The 18,822-nt window shown below is 73.0% G+C and carries 22 protein-coding genes; 6 read left to right on the top strand and 16 right to left on the bottom strand.

Annotated elements, in window-relative coordinates:
- On the bottom strand, positions 1-629 hold a 629-nt coding region (locus ABWI04_RS35815; protein ID WP_353835169.1), incomplete at its 3' end, for a maltotransferase domain-containing protein.
- A gap of 249 nt (positions 630-878) precedes the next feature.
- Here ABWI04_RS35815 and ABWI04_RS35810 point away from each other — a divergent pair.
- Complete coding sequence (locus tag ABWI04_RS35810) at positions 879-1,679, top strand: SAM-dependent methyltransferase (RefSeq protein WP_353835168.1); 801 nt, start codon at positions 879-881, stop codon at positions 1,677-1,679.
- Positions 1,680-1,734: 55 nt separating this feature from the next.
- Here ABWI04_RS35810 and ABWI04_RS35805 read toward each other — a convergent pair whose 3' ends face one another.
- The 6 genes from ABWI04_RS35805 to ABWI04_RS35780 are packed head-to-tail and all read right to left on the bottom strand — an operon-like array spanning position 1,735 to position 6,644.
- Complete coding sequence (locus tag ABWI04_RS35805; RefSeq protein ID WP_345186868.1) at positions 1,735-2,478, bottom strand: copper homeostasis protein CutC; 744 nt, start codon at positions 2,476-2,478, stop codon at positions 1,735-1,737.
- On the bottom strand, positions 2,475-3,416 hold the full coding sequence (locus tag ABWI04_RS35800) for an asparaginase (RefSeq protein WP_353835167.1): 942 nt from the start codon (positions 3,414-3,416) through the stop codon (positions 2,475-2,477). Before ABWI04_RS35800 ends, ABWI04_RS35805 begins: the two co-directional genes overlap by 4 nt.
- A gap of 8 nt (positions 3,417-3,424) precedes the next feature.
- Positions 3,425-4,267 carry an amino acid ABC transporter permease gene (locus ABWI04_RS35795; protein WP_353835166.1) on the bottom strand — a complete coding sequence of 281 codons (843 nt, stop codon included), beginning with the start codon at positions 4,265-4,267 and terminating at the stop codon, positions 3,425-3,427.
- On the bottom strand, positions 4,264-4,908 hold the full coding sequence (locus ABWI04_RS35790; RefSeq protein ID WP_345186857.1) for an amino acid ABC transporter permease: 645 nt from the start codon (positions 4,906-4,908) through the stop codon (positions 4,264-4,266). The genes ABWI04_RS35795 and ABWI04_RS35790 overlap by 4 nt, the downstream gene beginning before the upstream one ends.
- A 19-nt stretch (positions 4,909-4,927) precedes the next feature.
- Positions 4,928-5,863, bottom strand: coding sequence for a glutamate ABC transporter substrate-binding protein (locus ABWI04_RS35785; RefSeq protein WP_345186855.1), 936 nt, complete (start codon positions 5,861-5,863; stop codon positions 4,928-4,930).
- Between the two features lie 52 nt (positions 5,864-5,915).
- Positions 5,916-6,644 (bottom strand): amino acid ABC transporter ATP-binding protein, encoded by a 729-nt coding sequence (locus ABWI04_RS35780; protein WP_345186853.1) that lies wholly within the window; start codon positions 6,642-6,644, stop codon positions 5,916-5,918.
- Positions 6,645-6,760: 116 nt separating this feature from the next.
- On the opposite strand from ABWI04_RS35780, the gene ABWI04_RS35775 reads away from it, so the two are divergent.
- Positions 6,761-7,918 (top strand): ROK family protein, encoded by a 1,158-nt coding sequence (locus tag ABWI04_RS35775; protein WP_353835165.1) that lies wholly within the window; start codon positions 6,761-6,763, stop codon positions 7,916-7,918.
- Positions 7,919-7,922: 4 nt separating this feature from the next.
- Here the strand turns inward: ABWI04_RS35775 and ABWI04_RS35770 are convergent, their stop codons facing one another.
- The gene (locus ABWI04_RS35770) at positions 7,923-8,273 is read right to left on the bottom strand and encodes an STAS domain-containing protein (RefSeq protein WP_353835164.1); all 351 of its coding nucleotides are present in this window, start codon (positions 8,271-8,273) and stop codon (positions 7,923-7,925) included.
- Positions 8,274-8,689: 416 nt separating this feature from the next.
- Between ABWI04_RS35770 and ABWI04_RS35765 the strand changes: the two genes are divergently transcribed.
- Positions 8,690-8,965 (top strand): sulfurtransferase TusA family protein, encoded by a 276-nt coding sequence (locus ABWI04_RS35765; RefSeq protein WP_353835163.1) that lies wholly within the window; start codon positions 8,690-8,692, stop codon positions 8,963-8,965.
- A 9-nt stretch (positions 8,966-8,974) separates the two neighbouring features.
- Here ABWI04_RS35765 and ABWI04_RS35760 read toward each other — a convergent pair whose 3' ends face one another.
- A complete protein-coding gene (locus tag ABWI04_RS35760) occupies positions 8,975-9,607 on the bottom strand; it encodes an FMN-binding negative transcriptional regulator (protein ID WP_353835162.1) in 633 nt (210 codons plus the stop codon).
- Between the two features lie 52 nt (positions 9,608-9,659).
- Here ABWI04_RS35760 and ABWI04_RS35755 point away from each other — a divergent pair, with 52 nt between their 5' ends.
- Positions 9,660-10,613 carry a DNA polymerase domain-containing protein gene (locus ABWI04_RS35755; protein ID WP_353835161.1) on the top strand — a complete coding sequence of 318 codons (954 nt, stop codon included), beginning with the start codon at positions 9,660-9,662 and terminating at the stop codon, positions 10,611-10,613.
- 7 nt (positions 10,614-10,620) lie between these two features.
- On the opposite strand, the gene ABWI04_RS35750 is transcribed toward ABWI04_RS35755, so the two are convergent.
- From ABWI04_RS35750 to ABWI04_RS35725, 6 genes are all read right to left on the bottom strand, one after another.
- Positions 10,621-11,850 (bottom strand): cytochrome P450 family protein, encoded by a 1,230-nt coding sequence (locus ABWI04_RS35750; RefSeq protein WP_353835160.1) that lies wholly within the window; start codon positions 11,848-11,850, stop codon positions 10,621-10,623.
- A 153-nt stretch (positions 11,851-12,003) separates the two neighbouring features.
- Positions 12,004-12,276, bottom strand: a complete 273-nt coding sequence (locus ABWI04_RS35745) for a DUF6295 family protein (RefSeq protein WP_345186836.1) — start codon at positions 12,274-12,276, stop codon at positions 12,004-12,006.
- Positions 12,277-12,288: 12 nt separating this feature from the next.
- The gene (locus tag ABWI04_RS35740) at positions 12,289-13,032 is read right to left on the bottom strand and encodes a dienelactone hydrolase family protein (RefSeq protein WP_353835159.1); all 744 of its coding nucleotides are present in this window, start codon (positions 13,030-13,032) and stop codon (positions 12,289-12,291) included.
- A 92-nt stretch (positions 13,033-13,124) separates the two neighbouring features.
- Positions 13,125-13,955, bottom strand: coding sequence for an undecaprenyl-diphosphate phosphatase (locus ABWI04_RS35735; RefSeq protein ID WP_345186877.1), 831 nt, complete (start codon positions 13,953-13,955; stop codon positions 13,125-13,127).
- 151 nt (positions 13,956-14,106) lie between these two features.
- Positions 14,107-14,973: an LLM class flavin-dependent oxidoreductase gene (locus tag ABWI04_RS35730; RefSeq protein ID WP_345186832.1), complete on the bottom strand. Its 867-nt coding sequence runs from the start codon at positions 14,971-14,973 to the stop codon at positions 14,107-14,109.
- 43 nt (positions 14,974-15,016) lie between these two features.
- Positions 15,017-15,469, bottom strand: coding sequence for a MarR family winged helix-turn-helix transcriptional regulator (locus tag ABWI04_RS35725; RefSeq protein WP_345186828.1), 453 nt, complete (start codon positions 15,467-15,469; stop codon positions 15,017-15,019).
- A gap of 157 nt (positions 15,470-15,626) precedes the next feature.
- On the opposite strand from ABWI04_RS35725, the gene ABWI04_RS35720 reads away from it, so the two are divergent.
- Positions 15,627-17,078 carry an MFS transporter gene (locus ABWI04_RS35720; RefSeq protein ID WP_353835158.1) on the top strand — a complete coding sequence of 484 codons (1,452 nt, stop codon included), beginning with the start codon at positions 15,627-15,629 and terminating at the stop codon, positions 17,076-17,078.
- 16 nt (positions 17,079-17,094) lie between these two features.
- Here ABWI04_RS35720 and cobF read toward each other — a convergent pair whose 3' ends face one another.
- Positions 17,095-17,844: a precorrin-6A synthase (deacetylating) gene (cobF, locus tag ABWI04_RS35715; protein WP_345186824.1), complete on the bottom strand. Its 750-nt coding sequence runs from the start codon at positions 17,842-17,844 to the stop codon at positions 17,095-17,097.
- 54 nt (positions 17,845-17,898) lie between these two features.
- On the opposite strand from cobF, the gene cbiE reads away from it, so the two are divergent.
- Positions 17,899-18,822 (top strand): precorrin-6y C5,15-methyltransferase (decarboxylating) subunit CbiE (cbiE, locus tag ABWI04_RS35710; protein ID WP_353835157.1); only part of this gene is annotated, 924 nt, incomplete at its 3' end.

Genomic DNA, 18,822 nt, shown 5'->3' with positions numbered 1-18,822 from the left:
CGGGGGAAGAACTCGTACCAGGCCCCGTACAGGGCTCGTTGCCGGTGCACTACCAGCGGATACCAGTCACTGACCGTCAACAGATCCCGCAACGGGTACTGCTCCAACACGTTCAGCACGGTCTGATCCGCGGTGGCGGAGAGACGATCCAGGGCGTCCTCGTCCTCGTCCGCCAGGAGCCGGGCGACGCGGGTCAGGACGCGGCGGTCCTTCGACGGCGCCTCGCGCGCCGCCCTCGTGAACAACGCGGCGCCCTCGGCGAACATGAGCTCGGCGTCCTGGCCGCGCGGAACCTTGATCTGCGCGTCGTGGCGCCAGTGCGCGATCGGATCGCCCCAGGCCTCCACCCGGAACGACCACGACCCCATCTCCGTCGGCGTCACCCGCGCCGACCACCGGTCCAGCCCGACCCCGACCTCGCTCATCCGCTGCGGCGGCAGCTCCTCGCCGTCCGGCGTCCGCAGCACCACCGCCGCGCCCAGCCGCTCGTGCCCCTCCCGGAACACCGTCGCCGACACCTCGACGGTCTCGCCCACCACCGCCTTCGCCGGCCACCGGCCGCACCCCACCACCGGCGCCACGTCGTCGATCGGGATGCGGCCGAGCTCCGCCTCCAGCTTCACCTGCATGTGCCCCGCTCCCGCTCGTCATGCCGTCCCGGCCCGGTCCGTGGTGCCGTCCGGTACCGGTCGCAGACATCCATGCCCCGTCCGCAACTCCCCGGCATCCCTGGAGCCACAAGATCAAGTAAAGAACCGCCCGACCGCGGTGCGCCCGCCCGACCGCGGTGCGCCCGCGCGGTGCGGGGCGGACCGGTGGCCGGGCGGCTCGTCGCGGCGCTAGGTTGGGCGGAAACCGAAGATCGTGGAGGTGCCGCCGTGGCCGAGGGACCGGAGATCGACACGAACGTGCCGCATTCGGCGCGGGTCTGGAACCATCTGCTCGGCGGGAAGGACAACTACGAGGTCGACCAGCGGGCCGCCGAGCGGTTCCGGGCCGTGTTCCCGCAGATCGTCGACATCGCCCTCGCCGACCGCGCGTTCCTCGGCAGGTCCGTCCGCCACCTCGCGGGCGAGGCCGGCGTCCGCCAGTTCCTCGACATCGGCACCGGCCTGCCGACCATGGACAACACCCACGAGGTCGCGCAGCGCGCGGCGCCGGACGCGCGCATCGTCTACGTGGACAACGATCCCCTGGTGCTGACCCACGCGCGGGCTCTGCTCAGCAGCAGCCCCGAGGGCGCCTGCCACTACATCCACGCCGATCTGCGCGAACCGGGCGACATCCTGGCGAAGGCCGCCGCGACGCTCGACTTCGGAAGGCCGGTGGCGATCATGCTGCTGGGCATCATGCACTTCGTCCACGACGACGGCGAGGCCCGCCACGTCCTCGACGTGCTGCTGGACGCCGTGCCGTCCGGAAGTCACCTGGTGATGACGCACGCCACCCTGGACTTCGACGCGGGGGAGACCGCCCAGGCCGAGGCGCAGCAGGACTGGAACGAGAGGTCGGCCAATCCAATGGTGCCGCGCACGCGCGCGGCCGTCACCCGCTTCTTCGACGGCCTCGAACTCCTGGACCCCGGAGTCGTCTCCATGTCCAGGTGGCGTCCCGAGCACACTCCCTGGGGCGAGCCCGCCGAGGTGGCCGGTTACGCCGCCGTCGCCCGCAAGCCCTGACCCTTCCCTCACGGGGGGAGGCGGACGGCGCCCGCGGGCGTCGGCGGGCGGCGCGCTAGCCGGCGGCGCGGATGACCGAGGCGATGCCGCCGGACGTCGTGACGAGGCGCTGGTACTCCGGCCTGCGCAGCTCCCCGCCCATGAACGGGTACGGGTTGCGGTGCACGGCCGGGCTCGGCTCCTCGCTGAGCGCGGCGAAGTGGATCTCGCGGGCGCCGGTCTCCGCCACGACCCGCGCGACGTTCCGGTCGGTGACGCCGCCGCCGGGCATCACGATGACGCGGTCCCCGGCGTGCCGCACCAGCTCGGCGATCAGCGGCGCGCCCTCCAGCGCGGTCGCGTCCTGCCCGGACGTCAGGACGCGGGCCACGCCGAGCCCGGCGAGGACGTCCAGCGTGCCGAACGGGTCGGCGGCCATGTCGAAGGCGCGGTGGAAGGTGACGGGCAGCCCGCCCGCCGCCGCCATGAGCCGCTCGACGACCGGGCGGTCGACCGTCCCCTCCGGGGTGAGCGCGCCGATCACCACGCCGTGCGCGCCGGCCTCCCGGACCAGCGCGACGTCGTGCTCCATCGCCGCGACCTCGTGCTCGTCGAAGATGAAGTCGCCGCCGCGCGGGCGGATGATGACGTGCACCCTGATCGACGACACGGCGGCGAGCGCGGCGCGGACGGTGCCCAGGGTCGGGGTGAGCCCCCCGTCGAACAGCGCCGCGCACAGCTCGACGCGGTGGGCGCCCGCCTTCTCGGCGGCGACGGCCCCCGCGACGCTGTCGATGCAGATCTCGTAGGTGAGGCTCACGGACGTCCTTCCGGAATGGTGCGGATCTCGCCCACCGGGCGCCCGCCGCCGAGGACGGGGACGGCGCCCAGCGGGTCGGCCTGGGTGGTGTCGGCGCCGAGCGCGGCGAGCGCGCGCAGCGCGATGGCGGTGGTGGCGCGGGGGCTGCCGTCGATGACCTTCACCGCGACGGCGCGGCCCTCGGCGGTGGCGGCGACGAGCACGCCCTCCGCGCCGCCCTTGGCGACCGAGCCGGGCAGCGCCCGCATGAGCTCGGTGTTGACGTGCCCGGTCCCGCCCACGTACTCGGGGTGGGCGCGCATGGCGTCCGCGACCGGGCGGGCGTCCTCGGTCAGGACGAGGGACCGCGCGGCGCGGGCGAGGCCGGTCAGGGTGAGGCCGAACAGCGGCGCGCCGCACCCGTCGATCGCGACGGGGGAGGGGTCCTCCCCGGCGCAGTCGGCCATCACCTGCCGCACCAGCTGCTGCAGGGGGTGCGACGGGTCGAGGTAGGTGTCGAGCGGCCAGCCGTTGGCGGCGCACGCGGCGAGCATGGCGGCGTGCTTGCCGGAGCAGTTCATCCGCACCCGCGACTCGCTCTCGCCCGCCCTGACCAGCGCGTTCCTGGTCGCCTCGTCCTCGGGCCAGGACGGCGGACACCGCAGTGCCTCCACGCCGAGGCCCGCGTCCGCGAGGATCCCCTCGACGGCCTTGACGTGGAAGTCCTCGCCGGTGTGGCTGCCCGCCGCGATCGCGAGGCGCTCCCCGCGCAGCGGCGCGCCCGCCTTCAGGCAGGCGAGCGCCTGGAACGGCTTGGTCGTGGAGCGCGGCAGGACCGTCTCCTCGACGGCGCCCCGCGCGTGGGCGAGGGAGCCGTCCGGGGCGAGCCCGGCGACGCTGCCGTAGTGGCGGCTCTCGGCGAAGCCGTTGCGCACGACCTCGGCCAGTGCTTCGTACATGTCGATCCTCACGGTCGCGCCGCCGGGGCGGCCTCGCGGACGGCGCGGGACGGACGGGTCCGCTGCCGCGCCTCCAGCGTCCGCGCGAGCTTGGCCAGCGACGCGTTGATCACCAGGTAGATCAGCGCGATCACCAGGTAGGTCTGGATGAGCAGGTGGTTGTAGTTCGCCAGCACCTTCCCGCTGTAGAGCAGTTCGGCGTAGCTGACGACGTAGCCGAGCGAGGTGTCCTTCAGCAGCCCGGCGGACTGGCTGACCAGCGACGGCAGGACGCGCCGGGCCGCCTGCGGCAGCACGACCAGCCGCATCGCGCGCCCCCGGGTCAGGCCGAGCGCGAGCCCCGCCTCCAGCTGCCCGCGCTCCACCGACCGGATCCCGGCCCGGAAGATCTCGGCGAACGCGGCGGCGTTGGACACCGACAGCGGGACGACGAGCTTCCAGAACAGCGGGAGGTCGAGGCCGTACTTCGGCAGCGCGAACAGCACGACGTAGACCAGCAGCAGCGCCGGGACCGTCCGGACGATCTCGACGTAGGCCGCGGACGGGACGCGCAGCCACCGCGCCGGCGACAGCCGCCCGAGCGCGAGCGCGACCCCGGCCGCCATGGCGAGGGCGATCGAGACGACCGCGGCGTAGAGCGTGGAGCGCAGTCCCTCCAGCAGGTACCGCCACATCGGCCACGTCCCGTACGGGCGCCACCGGTCGGCGGCGAGCTGGCCGTTCTCGCCGAACTGGCGCAGCGCGAGCGCGACCAGGACGGCACCGCCGAGCAGGGTCAGCGCGGTGGCGATCCGGATGCGGCGCCGGGCGCGCGGGCCCGGCTCGTCGAACAGCAGGCGCGGGGAGCTCATCGCAGGATCGCCAGCTTCCGTTCCAGGCCGCCGGTCACCAGCCCGAAGACCGCCGACAGCGCCATGTAGGCCAGGCCCGCCGTCACGAAGATCCAGATCGGCTGAGCCTCGGCGAGGTTGACCCGGTTCGCGGCGGCGGTCAGCTCGACCACGCCGACCGCGGCGGCCAGCGCCGTGTTCATCAGCGTCATGATCGCGATGTTGCCGAGCGGCTGGACGACCGTCCGCAGCGCCTGCGGCAGGACGACCAGCCGCAGCGACTGGACGAACGTCAGCCCGAGCGCGCGGGCGGCCTCGCCCTGCCCGGCCGGCACCGCGTTGATCCCGGAGCGGATCGCCTCGGCCGTGTACGCCCCCTGGTAGAGGGCGATCACGACGACCGAGGTGGTGAACAGCCCGGCGATCACCCCGATCTCGGGCAGCCCGAACACGGCGATGACGAGCCACACCAGCAGCGGGATGTTCTGCAGCACCTCGACGTAGGCCATCCCGGCGGCGCGCAGCACGCGCACCGGGCTGACCCGCATCGCGGCGACCGCGGTCCCGGTCACGAGGGCTCCGGCGAGGGCCAGCAGCGTCAGCTCGACGGTGAGCAGCAGGCCGTCGCCGAACTCCCCGAGGTGGTCGGTGATGACGTTCATGACAGGGCGGGGCCTCCGCTCACTCCGAGCCCGGGGCCGAGCCGATCGCGGGCGGCTGCGGCGCCTCGCCCTGCACGACCGTCCCGATCGAGTTCTTCCAGACCTTCGCCCACAGGCCCGACTGCTGGATCTGCTTGAGCCAGTCGTTGACGAACTGCTTCATCTGCGCGTCGCCGTGCTTGAGGCCGATGCCGTACGGGTCGCTGGTGAACGGCTTGCCCTGGATCTGGATCGACGGGTCCTGCTTGGCGGTCGCGAGCAGCACGGCCTCGTCCTGGACGTAGGCGTCGCCGCGGCCCTGCTTGAGGGCCTGCACGCACTCGGGGTCGCTGCCGAACGTGACGATCTTCGCTCCGGGGGCGGCCTTCTTGATGGCCGGGATCGCCGGGGTGTTGGCGCCCGCGATGACGGTCTTGCCCTTGAGGTCGGCCGGGGTCTTGATGCCCGTCTCGTCCTTCTTGGTGGCGATGACCAGGCCGGAGCTGTAGTACGGCCCGGCGAACGCGACCTGCTTGGCGCGCTCCGGAGTGATGCTGTAGGTCTGGAACACCACGTCCACGGTGCCGTTGGACAGCAGCGCCTCGCGGGTCTCCGACGCCGAGTTGACGATCTTCACGTTGGGCTTGCCGATGATGTACTTGGCGAGCAGCCGGCCGAAGTCGGCGTCCAGCCCCTCGACCTTCTTGGTCGCCGGGTTCTGCTGGGAGAGCAGGGGCGCGTCCAGCGAGCCGCCCACCACCAGCTCGCCGCGCTGCTTGATCTTCTCCATGGTGGAGCCGGCGGGCAGGCTCGCGGCGACCGGGGCCGAGGCCGCCAGGTCGTCGCCCTTGCCGCCGCCGGAGCCGGGCACCGCGGAGTCGGAGTCGCCGCCGGAGCAGGCCGCCAGGCCCGTCAGCGACAGCGCGGCCACCGCGGCCACCGCCGCCCGCCGCATCCCCGCAGGGGTACGCACCATGATCATCAACCTTTCTCGGGTGGCGCGCCATGGGCGGCGCGCCGGGGTCGCACTAGTGGCTGAGGACCTTGGCCAGGAAGTCCCGGGCCCGGTCGCTGGCGGGGGAGTCGAAGAAGGCGGCCGGCGTCGCGGTCTCCACGACCTCGCCGTCCGCCATGAACACGACGCGGTCGGCGACCCGGCGGGCGAAGCCCATCTCGTGGGTGACGACCACCATCGTCATGCCGTCGCGGGCGAGGCCCGTCATCACGTCGAGGACCTCGCCGACCATCTCCGGGTCGAGCGCGGAGGTCGGCTCGTCGAACAGCATCGCCTTCGGCCGCATGGCGAGCGCGCGGGCGATCGCGGCGCGCTGCTGCTGGCCGCCGGACAGCTGCGCGGGCAGCTTGCCCGCCTGCTCGCCGATGCCGACCCGGTCGAGCAGCTCGCGCGCGGTCCGCTCGGCCTCGGCGCGCGAGACGCCGCGCACCCGGGTGGGCGCGAGCGTCAGGTTCTCCAGGACGGTCTTGTGCTGGAACAGGTTGAACGACTGGAAGACCATGCCGACGTCCGCGCGGAGGCGGGCGAGGGCGCGGCCCTCCGCGGGCAGCTCCTCACCGTCGATGCGGATGACGCCCGCGTCCGGCGTCTCCAGCCGGTTCAGGCACCGGCACAGCGTCGACTTGCCCGACCCGGACGGGCCGATCACCACGACGACCTCGCCGCGGGCCACGTCCAGGTCGACCTCGCGCAGGGCGGTGTGGTCGCCGAAGCGCTTGTACAGGCCGCGAACCTCGATCATTCGGTCACCTACGTCCCAACTTCCTTCGATATCGAAGTCAAAGAGGACGATAGAGCGTCAAATCGACGTAAGTCAACGCGTTGCCGTATCAAGTTCGCGCATGCTATCTATCTGGGGTGCGTAACAGCAGAGACGACGGACCGGCGGCACTCGTGCGGCTGGTGGCGACCGGCCAGGCGGAGTCGCGGGCCGAGCTCGCCCGGCTCTCCGGCCTCGCCGCCTCCAGCGTCTCGCTGCGGGTCGAGCAGCTCATCGAGGCCGGCCTGTTCGCAGAGGAAGGCGCCGGGGCCTCGCGCGGGGGCCGGCGGCCCCGCCGCCTTCGGCTCGCCCGCGCGGCGGGCGTGTACCTGGTCGCCGACCTCGGTGCGCACCACGCCCGCCTCGCGGTCGCCGACCTCGCGGGTACGCCCCTCGCATTGTCCGACCTCGCGTGCGACATCGCCCTCGGGCCCGAGGAGACGCTGGCGGCGGTCCTGCGCAGCCTGCACGCCCTCGCCCGCGAGCACGGCCTCGGGGACGTCCCCGTCCGCGGCGTCGGGATCGGGCTGCCCGGTCCGGTCGACCCGGCGACGGGCCAGGTCGTCTCGCCCTCGCGCATGCCCGGCTGGAACGACTTCCCTGTCCGCGACTACGTGGCCGGCGGCGCCGGCGTCCCGGCCCTGGTCGAGAACGACGCCAACCTCATGGCCGTCGGCGAGCACCGCGGGTCATGGCCGTCCCTCGACAACGTGATGGTCATCAAACTCGGCAGCGGCATCGGCTGCGGCGTCATCGTCGACGGGCGGCTGCACCGGGGGCGCGGCGCGGCGGGCGACATCAGCCACGTCCGGATCCTGTCCGAGGCCACCGTCGACTGCTCCTGCGGCCACCCCGACTGCCTGGAGGCCCACGCCAGCGGCGCCGCCCTCGCCGCGTCCCTCGCCGCCCAGGGCATCGAGGCCGACAACCCGTCCCGGATCGTCGACCTCGTCGTCGACGGCGTCCCCCAGGCGACCAGCGCGGTGCGCACGGCCGGGCGCCTCATCGGCGACGTGCTGACCGCGCTCGTGAACTTCTTCAACCCCGACGCGCTCGTCATCGGCGGCAGCCTGTCCAACGCCGAGCCGCTCGTCGCGACGATCCGGGGCGTCATCTACGAGCGCTGCCTGCCGCTCGCCACCCGCAACCTGGAGATCGCGACCTCCCGCGCGGGCCGCGACGCCAGCATCCTCGGCGCGGGCCACCTGCTCCTCGGCGTCGCGGACGAGTGGATCGACCGCGCCCTGGAGCGCTGAGGCGCTACCCGCTCGCGGACGCCGAGAGCGCCTCGCGGGCCGTCGCCACGTCCGGGGCGATGGCGACGCGGCGCTGCAGCCCCGCCACCTCCGACACCCGGCGGACGATCCCGCGCGGCGGCAGCACCACCCACATGGGCACGCCCAGCTCGGTCGCCCGCATCTGCGACCGCGTGATCACGTTCAGCCCGTTGGAGTCGCAGAACGTGCAGCCGGTCAGGTCGAGGATCAGGGCGGGCGTCCCGGAGTCCAGAAGCCGGACGGCCTGCGCCAGGACCGCCTCGCCGTTGCTGAGGTCGACCTCGTCCGGGAACGTCAGCGTCCCGCAGGTCTCCGTGCGCTCCACTCGTCCCACTCCGAGATCCATGACTCGCCCCAAAGCCGATTTCCTCACCTGGATGACAACGGGGGGTACTTCACTGCGACTGTAAGCTCCAAAGCTGGACGAAACCTGAAAGAAAGAGTCAAGTCTAGGACCTCCCTCATCCATATCGCCGACGAACCCGTTCGCTAGCGATTGATCCTGTTTTGTCGCCTTGGAGGACGCGCGCCCCGACGCCGTCCCGCCGCACCGGACACGAACTTGACGCTCAGATCCCGGTCCCGGATGACCCGCGCGGAAATCTTTGATCAAAGCGTGCCCGTCGGCGCCGGGGAGGGCCCGAACCCGGCGGTGCGCACGGGCTCGCCCGGTCTGACCACCACCCTTGTCACACCAAAGCTCTATATTTCCCCCTACGCCGGAAAGCCTCGTGGACCCCGGAGGTGGGAATGAGCTCGGACCCGATCGTCATCGACGGCGGCGACCGTTCCTGCGTGCGCCTCCTGCTCGAACTGCGCGGCCGCATCGCGGACCTGGCGCCCGGAACCGTCGTCCACCTCATCGCCGCCGACCCGGCGGCCCCCATCGACCTGCCGGCCTGGTGCCATCTGACCGGCCACGACTACCTGGGCCCCGTGGACGGCGCCCCGACCCCCACCTACGCGCTCCGGGTGGCGGCCGACGCCCGCCCCACCTCCGCCGAGTCGCCCTGGCGCCCCCGCTGACCCGCCGCGCTACCCCTCGCCTCGCGCCTTCGCCGCTTCCACCGCGTCCGCCATGATCGTGTCGCCCTGGGCGCGGTAACCCGCGACGACGCCCGCGATGTCGGCCTCGGGGCGGTTCTGGCTCATCTTCGCCTTGGCCTCGACGCGCGTGACGCGCAGTTCCAGCCCCACGATCGCTCGCAGCTGACCGGCGACGAACGCGGGCGGGGCGTCGTCGACCGTCCAGGACGGGGCGCGGCCCCGCTCGTGGCGCTCGGTCAGGCGGCGGACCATCGACTCCACCCACGCCGGGTCGTCGTGCACGACGAGGCGGCCGTAGACGTGGGCGGTGAGATAGTTCCACGTCGGCACGACCCGTCCGTGCTCGGCCTTGGACGCGTACCAGGACGGCGACACGTACGCGTCCGGCCCGTGGACGATGAGCAGCGACTCCCCGGCGGCGGGCTCGCGCCACTGGTCGTTGTTGCGCGCCACATGCGCCAGCATCGCGCCGTGCTCGCCCACCGACGGGTCGTACAGGACGGGCAGGTACGTCGCGACCAGCCCCCGCGGGGAGGCGGTGACGAGGTCGGCGGCCCCGCACCCGGCCAGCAGCTCCCTGACCTCGGCGTCGCCCGCCGAGAAATGCGCCGGTACGTACATGGGGGCGACGCTACCCCACGGCGCTGTCGGCCCCGCGTGCGAAGCTGGTGGGGTGAGCGCCGATGAAGAGCGTGACGGGGTTCGGCTGACGAACCTCGACCAGCCCCTGTTCGAGGGGGCGGACGCGACGAAACGCGACCTGGTCGACTACCTGGACGCCGTCGCCGGATGCCTGGTCCCGCAGCTCGAAGGCCGGCCGCTGTCGGTCAAGCGCGTGCTGCGCGGCCAAAAGCCGTTCATGCAGAAGAACACGCCGAAGTACACGCCGTCCTGGGTGCGGACGGTGGCGGTGTGGGCGGCGACCTCGCAGCGGGAGGTGTCCTACGCGCTGTGCGACGACCGCCGCACCCTGCTGTGGTTCGCGAACCAGCGCGCCGTCGAGTACCACCCGCCCCTCGTGCGCGCCGAGACATGGGACAGGCCCACCCACCTGGTGCTCGACATCGACCCGCCCAGCCCGGACGCGTTCGGCGACGCGGTCGCCGCCGCCCACCTCGTGCGCCGCGCGATGGCCGACTCGGGCCTGCGGGGCGCCGTCAAGACGAGCGGCGCCAAGGGCGTCCACGTGTTCGCCCCCCTCGACGGCGCCACGCGCGTCGAGGACGTCGCCGCCGCGACGCGCGCCCTGGCCGTCCGCGCCGAGCGGCTCGACCCCGGCCTGGTCACGACGGCGTTCATCCGCGAGGACCGCGGCGGCAAGGTGTTCCTCGACTCGACCCGCGCGGGCGGCGCGACCGTCGTCGCCGCCTACAGCCCGCGGATCCGGCCGGGAACGCCGGTCTCGTTCCCGGTCGCCTGGGACGACCTCGACCGGGTGGCGCCCTCGGACTTCACGATCCGCACGGCCGCCGCCCTGCTCGCGGGCCGCGACGTCTGGACCGGCCTCATGCCGGAGCCGCAGCCGGTCCCCGCCGACCTCGTCGAGCAGGGCCACACGATCCCGATCGCCCGGGTCCAGGCGATGCACGAGGGCAAGCGCCGGGCCCGGGCGCGCCGCGAGGGGTAGCGGGGGCTCAGGAGCCGAGCACGACCGGAAGGGTCCGGTGGCCGTTGGAGATGAACGACTCGACCGGCCGCAGCTCGGCGGGGTCGACGGCCAGCGCCAGGTCCGGGAAGCGTCCGAAGAGCGCCGGCAGCGCGATCTCGGCCTCCAGCCGCGCGAGGTGGGAGCCGACGCAGTAGTGCACGCCGTGCCCGAACGAGATGTGCTCCTTGTTCGTCCGCCTGACGTCGAACAGGTCGGCGTCGTCGCCGTGCAGGGCGAGGTCGCGTCCCGCGGCGGCGTAGGCGACGAGGATCGCCTCGCCCTTCCCGATCGTCACGCCGTCGACGTCGATGTCCTCCACGGCGTAGCGCAGCGGCAGGTTCGCGACCGGCGCCTGCCAGCGCAGCGCCTCCTCGATGACCTCCGCCCACGGCACCTCGCCGGACCGGACGAGCGCGCGCTGCTCCGGGTGCGTCAGCAGCGCCGTGATCGCCTGGTCGAGCAGGTTCACCGTCGTCTCGTGCCCGGCGGAGATCATCAGGATCAGCGTGTCGACCAGCTCCTGCTCGCTCAGCCGCGAGCCGTCCTCGTCGCGGGAGGAGATGAGCTCCCCGGCCAGGTCGTCGGCGGGCTCGCGGCGCCGGAACGCCACGAAGTCCTGCAGGATGCCGTACATCTCGGTCTGGTTGGCGAAGGCCTCCTCGGAGGTCAGCGCCGTGTTGAAGACGCCGTCCACGCAGCGGCGCAGCGCGGGGCGGGTCTCGTCGGGGACGCCGAACAGCCGGCAGATCACCTCGATGGGCAGCGGGTAGGCGAACGCCTCGCGCAGGTCGGCGCGGCCGCCGGGGGCGGCGGCCAGGCCGTCCAGCAGCGACCGGGTGATCTCCTCCACGTCCGGCCGCAGCGCCTCGGTGCGGCGCGGGGTGAACGCCCGGGAGATGATCGTGCGGAGCCGCCGGTGGTCGTCGCCGTAGGCGGTGAACATGTTCCGCACCGAGACCCACAGGCTCAGCGGCCAGTCCTCCGCGATCTCGCCGTCGATCCATTTCGTCCAGTGCAGGTTCGGGTCCTTGGACACCCGCGGGTCGGCCAGCAGCCGCTTGAGCTGCTCCTGGCCGGTCACCGCCCAGGCGACGACGCCGCCGGGCAGCTCCACGGGGGTCACCGGCCCCCGCGCCCGCAGTTTCGCGGCCTCTCCCTGGACGTCGCTGCCGGCCGGGTCGATGACGAGCGGGATCTCCATTGAGGTCCTCTCCAAGCGGGATATGGAACATGTCCGTAACGACATGCATGCGATGAGCGACGGAGCCAACGTAAGGGTTCGTGGCGCCAAGCCGCCAATTCACCTGGAAACGGACGCGTCTCGCCTGTTTCGGCCTTTCCTTAAAATGTCGCTAGGTGAATCCCTATCTCAGCCGGCGGCCGAGGCGAGGCCGGGAGGGGCGGCGGCGAGGGCCGCCTGGATGGCCTCGATCAGCGCCAGCGCCGACTCCTCCGTCAGCTCGACCGCGACGCGCGCGGACGGCCCCTCCCCGGCGTTGGTGAAGTCGATGTTCACGGTGTGCTCGTGGCAGGCGTGGTACGGGTGGTCGACGTAGACCGCGCCGCCGGTCACCGTGAACCAGCCGTTCGCTCCTTTCGCCGCGCCGTCCAGTTCCATCTTCACCGTCTGGTAGGTGCACATGAGGGTCTCCTTTCAGGCGCCCAGGTGGCGGTCGAAGAAGGCGAAGATCTTCCCCCAGCCGTCCTTGGCGGCGGCGGGACGGAAGGCGGGCCGCTCGACGGCGAAGAACGCGTGCCCCGCGCCGGGATAGGTGTGGAACTCGTGCTCCTTGCCGAGCCTGGTCAGCTCGGCGTCCAGCGCGGCGACCTCCTCGGGCGCGGGGAACCGGTCCTCCTCGCCGAACAGGCCGAGCAGCGGGCACGACAGGCCGGGCGCCTTGGAGACGATCGACCGGGCGGAGGTCGGGTAGTCCTCGGGCGGGTCGTCGACGACGAAGGCGCCGTAGCAGTCGACCGCCGCGTCGAGGTCCAGCTCGCAGGCGGCCAGGAACGCGTGCCGCCCGCCCGAGCAGTGCCCGATCACGCCGACCCGGCCGTTGGCGTGGTTGAGCGAGTTCAGATGCGCGGCGGCCCCGGCGACGTCGCCGACGAGCTGCTCGTCCGGGACGCCGCCCTTGGCGCGGGCGGCGGCGGCCTGGTCGTCCGGGCTCGCGCCCGCGCCCTCGCGCGAGTACAGGTTCGGGGCGATCGCGGCGTATCCGTGCGCGGCGAACGTCCGGACGAACTCCTTGGTGCCGGGGTCGTAGCCGGGCATGTGGTGGATCACCACGACGCCGCCGCGCGGGGCGTCGCCCAGCGGCCGCGCCAGGTACGCCTCCAGCTCGTCCTTCCCGTGCCCGGTGATGGAGACCGTTCCGGCCCACATCGCGTCGTTCATGCTCGGCGCTCCGTTCCTCAGCGGGGTGTGCGCGCACGCGGTGCTCCCACCGGCGTGCGGACCGTGACAGTCTTCCGCATACCCCGCGAGGCTCAGGCGTTCAACGTTCCCGCGCCGAGGAGGCCGAACAGCAGGAGGCCGACGACGATGCGGTAGACCACGAACGAGGTGAAGCTGTGCCGGGCCACGAACCGCAGCAGCCAGGCGATGGAGGCGTAGGCCACGACGAACGACACCGCCGTGCCCACCGCGAGCGGCAGGACGCCGGCGCCCGAGCCGAGCGCGGACGGCAGCTCGTAGATGCCGGCGCCGGTCAGCGCGGGGATGCCCAGGAAGAACGACAGGCGGGTCGCGGCGACCCGGTCGAGGCCGAGCATGAGCCCGGTCGACATCGTCGCGCCCGAGCGGGAGAAGCCGGGGAACAGCAGGGCGAGGATCTGCGAGGAGCCGATCAGCATCGCGTCGGTGAGGGACGTGTCGTCCTCGCCGCGCTTGTGCGTGCCGAGCCGGTCCGCGGCGAACATCACGGCGCTGCCGCCGATCAGGGACCCGGCGACCACCCACAGCGAGGCGAGCGGGCCTTCGATGAGGGGCTTGGCGGCGACCCCGACGATCACGACCGGGATGGTGGCGTAGATGACCCACCAGGCGAACTTGTAGTCGTGGTGGTAGCGCTCGGACGGCCGGGCGATCCCGACGCCCCACGCCTTGACGATCCGGACGATGTCGGAGAAGAAGTACACCAGCACCGCCGCGATCGCGCCGACCTGGATCACCGCGGTGAACCCGACCACGGACTTGTCGTCCACCGGGATGTTCATCAGACCCTCGGTGATCTTCAAGTGCCCGGTCGAGGAGACCGGGAGGAACTCGGTCAGGCCCTCCACGATCCCGAGGACGATCGCCTGCCCGACATTGATCACGCTCAAGGGCCCGGTTCCTCTCCGACCTGCGCTGGTTTCGCGCCGAGCCTACTGCCGTGCCGTGACCGGGTCCCGCGATGAGAGCGATAACTTCACTGATCGTTAACCGGGTGGACGGGCCCCGGCCATGCCCGGTCCCCGATCTCCTGGATTACCCGGCGGCCTCCGGGGCGGCGACCGCCGCCCCGTGCACGGCGGCGACCGCCGCGAGATCGCGCCAGGCGTCGCCCGGGCGCAGGGTCTCGTCCGGATCGCCGTTGAAGGGGTCGAGGAGGACCGTGCCCGAGCCGAGCAGCCGCAACTGCTCGAGGTCGCCGGCGACCTGCTCCACGGTCCCCTCGCCGGCGAGCCGGTCGGGGCCGGTGACAGGGGAGGACGTCACCCGCAGGGCGATGCGGGGCTCCAGGGCGGGCACCGGACGTCCCTGCTCGTCCGCGACGGCCTTCAGCCGCTCCAGCGCGCCGCGGAGCCAGGGGAGGGTGAAACGCAGAGGGTGCCAGGCGTCGCCGATGCGCACGGCCCGCCGGAGCGCGGCGTCGCTGTTGCCGCCGATCCAGAGGGGGATGCGCCCCGCGCGGTAGTCGCCCTCGTCCTCCCAGGCGGCGCGGATCGCCCGCAGATGCTCGTCGGTGAGGGCGCCGCGCCGGGTGAAGGGCACGCCGAGCGCCGCGAACTCCTCGCGGGCCCAGCCGACTCCCACGCCGAGGACGAGCCGCCCGCCGCTCAGGTCGTTGAGGTTGGCGGCCATGCGGGCGACGAGCAGCGGATGCCGGTACGGGACGACCAGCACGGTGGTGCCGAGCCGCACCCGCTCGGTCACGCCGGCCAGCCAGGAGAGCGTGGTGAACGGCTCGTAGAACGGGGCCGGGTACTGCGCGGCGACGTCGCCCGTGACCGCGACGTGGTCGGAGACCATCAGCAGGTCGAAGCCGAGGCCCTCGACGGTCCGCGCCCACTGCCGTAGGACGCCCGGGTCGGTGCCGGGGCCGAAATTGGGGACGTTCACACCGAGGCGCATCGCCCCAGGGTAACGGCGCGGCCGGAGCTTGCCGACACTCCGGCTAGGGGCGGGGCCAGGGACTTCCGGCGAGGCGCTCGATGTCGGTGTTGAAGCGCTGGAGGAAGGAGGCGAAGGCCTCGACCTCCTCCGCCGTCCAGTCCGCCATGATCTTGTCGATCCCGGCGACGATCTGGCCGCGCTCGCTGTCGAGGCGGCGCTCGCCCTCGGCGGTGATGCGGAACTTGCGGGCGATGCCGCCGGCCGGGTCGGGGATGCGCTCGACGAGGCCGTCGCGCAGCATGGCCGAGGTCTGCCGGTTCAGCGTCGAGGGGTCCAGGTCGAACGCCTCGCTGAGCTGCCGGATCGACATCGGGCCGTCGATGCGGATGCGGCTGAGCAGGATGTAGGCGCTGCGCTCCAGCAGGCCGCCCTCGCGCCGGGAGCGGCGGGTGGCCAGGCTGTGCCGCCCGAGCAGCATGGTCTCGTACTCGATCAGATCCGTGGGCTTGTGCATGCCGGTCCTTCTCCCGGACGCGCTCCGCCCGGGTCGCTCCTGCCTCGATGCTCGCCCCCCATGCCTACCACAGGGATATGCACCGTACATAAGTTGTGCATCGACCATAACATATGTATGGTGCACAAGTTCCTCGACCCGACAGAAGGGATGTCACGTGGACGAGTCCGCGCCCGCCGTCCGACCCGGCGGGATCGTCGGCGTTCTCGCCGTGGGCGGCATCGTCGCCGCGTTCATGCAGACCCTCGTGGTGCCGCTGATCGCCCAGCTGCCGCGGCTGCTGGACACCACGCCCTCCAACGCGACCTGGGTGGTCACCTCGACGCTGCTGGCCTCCGCGGTCGCCATGCCGATGATCGGACGGCTCGGCGACCTGTACGGCAAGCGCCGGATGCTGCTGGTCTGCATGGTGCCCCTGATCAGCGGGTCGGTGATCTGCGCGCTGTCCGGCTCGCTGATCCCGATGGTCGTCGGGCGAGGCATGCAGGGGGTCGGCATGGGCATGATCCCGCTCGGCATCAGCGCGCTGCGCGACCTGCTGCCGCCCGAGCGGCTGGGGTCCTCGATCGCGCTGCTGAGCTCGTCGATGGGGATCGGCGGAGCGTTCGGGCTGCCGCTCGCGGCCCTGATCGCCGAGAACACGAGCTGGCGGGTGCTGTTCTGGGGCTCGGCCGCGCTGAGCGCGCTCGTCGCCACGCTGATCTACCTGCTGGTGCCGGCCACGCCCGTCCAGGCACGGGGCCGCTTCGACACCGTGGGCGCGGTCGGTCTCGGCGCCGGCCTCGTGTGCCTGCTGCTCGGCGTCTCCAAGGGCGCCGACTGGGGGTGGGCGAGCGGCACGACCATCGGCCTTTTCGCCGCCACGGTCGTCGTCCTGCTGGCGTGGGGCTGGTGGGAGCTGCGGAGCCGCGACCCGCTGGTCGACCTGCGCGTCACCGCGCGCCCCCAGGTGCTGCTCACCAACGCCGCCTCGGTCGTGATCGGGTTCTCGATGTACGCCCAGGCGCTGATCGTGCCGCAGCTGCTGCAGCTGCCGAAGGAGACCGGGTACGGGCTCGGCCAGTCGATGGTCGCCGCGGGCCTGTGGATGGTGCCGTCCGGCCTGCTGATGATGGCGGTCTCCCCGCTCGGCGCGCGGCTGTCGGCCGCCCGCGGGCCCAAGGTCACCCTGGTCGCCGGAAGCCTGGTGATCGCGCTCGGGTACGGGTCGTCCACGCTGCTCATCGGCGCCGCGTGGGGACTGATGATCGTCACGGCGATCTGCGGCATGGGCGTCGGCCTCGCCTACGGCGCGATGCCCGCCCTCATCATGGGCGCGGTGCCGCGGTCGGAGACCGCCTCGGCCAACAGCTTCAACACGCTGATGCGCTCGGTCGGCACCTCGGTGTCGGCGGCCGTGGTCGGGGTCGTGCTGTCCCAGCTGACCATCGACCTCGGCGGGCACGTGCTGCCGTCCGAGGACGGCTTCCGGGCCGGTCTGCTGATCGGCTGCGGCGTGGCGCTGCTCGCCGGGGTCGTCGCGCTGGCCATCCCCGGGCGGGGACGTTCGGTCACCGCCGCGGGCGGGCAGGCCGCCCCGGCCGAGGAGCGCGCCGCGTTCAGGGCCTGACGCCCGCCGGCGCCGGTCAGGGGCGCGCCGGGGACTCGCGCCGCAGGAGGTAGGTGTCCATGATCCACCCCTTGCGGGCGCGGGCCTCGGCGCGCACGGCGCGGATCTCCTCGGCCACCTCCGCGACCGGGCCGGAGACGAGGATCTCGTCGGGCGTGCCGAGGTAGGCGCCCCAGTAGATGTGGTAGCCGTCGCCCGCCTCGGCGAACGCGCAGTGCGCGTCCAGCATGACGAGCACGTCGTCGGCGGTGGGTCCCTCGGCGGCGAGGCGGCGCCCGGTGGTGACGTGGACGGGACGGCCCACCCGCGTGAGCCCGACGCGGTGCCGCGCGGTGAGCGCCGAGACGCTGCTGATGCCGGGGATCACCTCGACCTCGAACTCGGCGCCGACCTCCTCCAGCGCCGCGAGGGTGCTGTCGTAGACGCCGGGGTCGCCCCAGACGAGGATCGCGCCGGTCTGCCCGTCGGCCAGCTCACCGGTGACGAACGACTCGTAGATCCGCGCGCGCCGCGACCGCCAGTCCTCCACGGCGGCGGCGTAGGCGGCGGCGTCCCGGTCGCGCTCGGGGTCGCGGGCCTCCACGATCCGGTACGGGTGCCGGCCGTGCGCCGCGATGAGGTCGTGCCGCAGCCCGGCCAGGTCGTGCTTGGCCTCGCCCTTGTCCACGACGAGGAAGACGTCGGCGGCGGCGATCGCCTTGGCCGCCTGGAACGTCAGGTGGTCGGGGTCGCCCGCGCCGATGCCGATGATCAAAAGCCGCTTCACCTGGCCAAGTGTGCCAGTTGTAGACTTGGCGCCGCATTTCGCTCAAGGAGGCCAGTGGACGCGCGTGTCATCACCGTCGTGGGCGTCGGAGCCGACGGGTGGGACGGCCTCGCGGAGGACTCCCGCGCGGCGCTGCGGGCGGCGGACGTGCTGCTCGGGGGCGCCCGGCACCTCGCCCTCGTCCCGGACGGCCCCGCCGAGCGCGTGCCCTGGCCGTCCCCGCTGCTCCCCGCTCTGCCCGGCCTGATCGAGCGGTACGCGGGGCGGTCGGTCGCCGTCCTGGCGAGCGGCGACCCCATGTTCTACGGGATCGGCTCCACGCTCGCCGAGCTGGTCGGCCCGCGGCGCCTGCGGGTGCTGCCGCACCCGTCGTCGGCGTCGCTGGCGTGCGCGCGCCTCGGCTGGCCGCTGGAGCGGGTGGAGGTCGTCAGCCTCGTCGGGCGCCCGGCGGAGACGCTGAACGCCGTCGTCGCCCCCGGCCGCCGCGTGCTGGTCCTCGGCGCGGGGCGGCAGGCCCCGGCGGTCGTGGCGGCGCTGCTCACCGGGCGCGGTTTCGGTCCCAGCAGGATGACCGTCCTGTGCGACCTCGGCGCGGAGAGCGAGACGGTCGCGCACGGCGTCGCGTCCCACTGGACGGATCCGGCCGCCTCGGCGCTCGCGGTGGTGGCCGTCGAGTGCGCGCCGGGCCCGGACGCCGCCCCGCTGCCGCGCGTCGCCGGGCTGCCCGACGACGCCTTCGAGCACGACGGGCAGATCACCAAGCGGGAGGTCCGGGCGGTGACGCTGTCGCGCCTCGGGCCGCTGCCCGGCGAGCTGCTGTGGGACGTGGGCGCCGGGTCCGGCAGCGTCGCGATCGAGTGGGCGCGGGCGCACCCGTCGTGCGCGGCGGTCGCGGTCGAGAGCCGACTGGCTGGACATCGGCGGCGTCCCTTTCGCTCCCGGGCCTCCGGTGAGCGTCGAAGAGGAGATCGACCGCGT

It is taken from the genome of Actinomadura sp. NPDC000929 (assembly GCF_040492065.1).
Classification (GTDB): Bacteria; Actinomycetota; Actinomycetes; order Streptosporangiales; family Streptosporangiaceae; genus Spirillospora; species Spirillospora verrucosospora.
Note: the sequence above shows the minus strand (reverse complement) of the source record. Positions and strands in the feature narration are given on the sequence as shown.